This window comes from Candidatus Phytoplasma palmae (assembly GCF_046896035.1).
GTDB classification, from domain to species: Bacteria; Bacillota_I; Bacilli_A; order Acholeplasmatales; family Acholeplasmataceae; genus Phytoplasma; species Phytoplasma palmae.
The window spans coordinates 1-650 of the sequence record NZ_JBIPDD010000039.1 but is presented as its reverse complement, the minus strand read 5'-3'; the positions used below and the strand labels follow the sequence as shown (position 1 = coordinate 650).

Sequence of the window (650 nt, the reverse complement as noted above, 5' to 3'; positions counted from 1 at the left end):
GGGGCTTAGATTAATATCTAGTAATAGAAAAACGGTCTAATTCTATCTCGATTGGGAACATTCTTATTATTTGCAATTTCAAAATAGACGTATAGATTATATAGAGTCTTTTTTTCAAGTTATTAATTGGACAGAAGTTCAAAATAATTTAAAAAAAGCTTTAATTTGGAATTCTTTTCGAAAAAAAAATAATAATCTTCTTTAAATCTGTTAAATATGTTACCTTCAAAAATAAAAAAATTAAGAATTAAAATTATTCAAAGTTTATATCAATATGATTTTTATCACAACGAAATTCCAGACTATCACACTATTTATGAAGATAAAACAGTTTTTAAATATATTATTGATAATATTGTTTTAATAGATAAAATTATTCAAAAAAATTTATACAATTACGATATTAATAGGTTAAATAAAGTTGATAAAGCTATTATTCGTTTAGCAACTTTAGAATTGTTAGAAAAAAAAATTTCTCATAAAATAATAATAAACGAAGCTATTAAGATTACTAAAGAATACTCTTCTTTAATGGATAATAAACAGTATAAATTTAATAATAAAATTTTACATTTAATTTACGAAGATATTCAGTGCGCGAAATGATGCCTAATTATGAGTGATTTCACGTATCACGAACATCATGATAA

The 650-nt window shown here is 21.4% G+C and carries 1 protein-coding gene and 1 pseudogene; both read left to right on the top strand.

Going from position 1 to position 650, the window contains the following annotated elements; genetic code table 11:
- Window positions 1-64 precede the first annotated feature (64 nt).
- A pseudogene (locus ACHMP6_RS01880) lies at window positions 65-205 on the top strand (Fe-Mn family superoxide dismutase); the annotation flags it as partial.
- Between the two features lie 11 nt (window positions 206-216).
- Window positions 217-606 carry a transcription antitermination factor NusB gene (locus ACHMP6_RS01875; RefSeq protein ID WP_412097829.1) on the top strand — a complete coding sequence of 130 codons (390 nt, stop codon included), beginning with the start codon at window positions 217-219 and terminating at the stop codon, window positions 604-606.
- Window positions 607-650: the final 44 nt, after the last annotated feature.

Excerpts from the sequence above, each read along its gene's own strand:
- ACHMP6_RS01875 (WP_412097829.1), top strand. The coding sequence starts at position 217 with ATGTTACCTTCAAAAATAAAAAAATTAAGAATTAAAATTATTCAAAGT.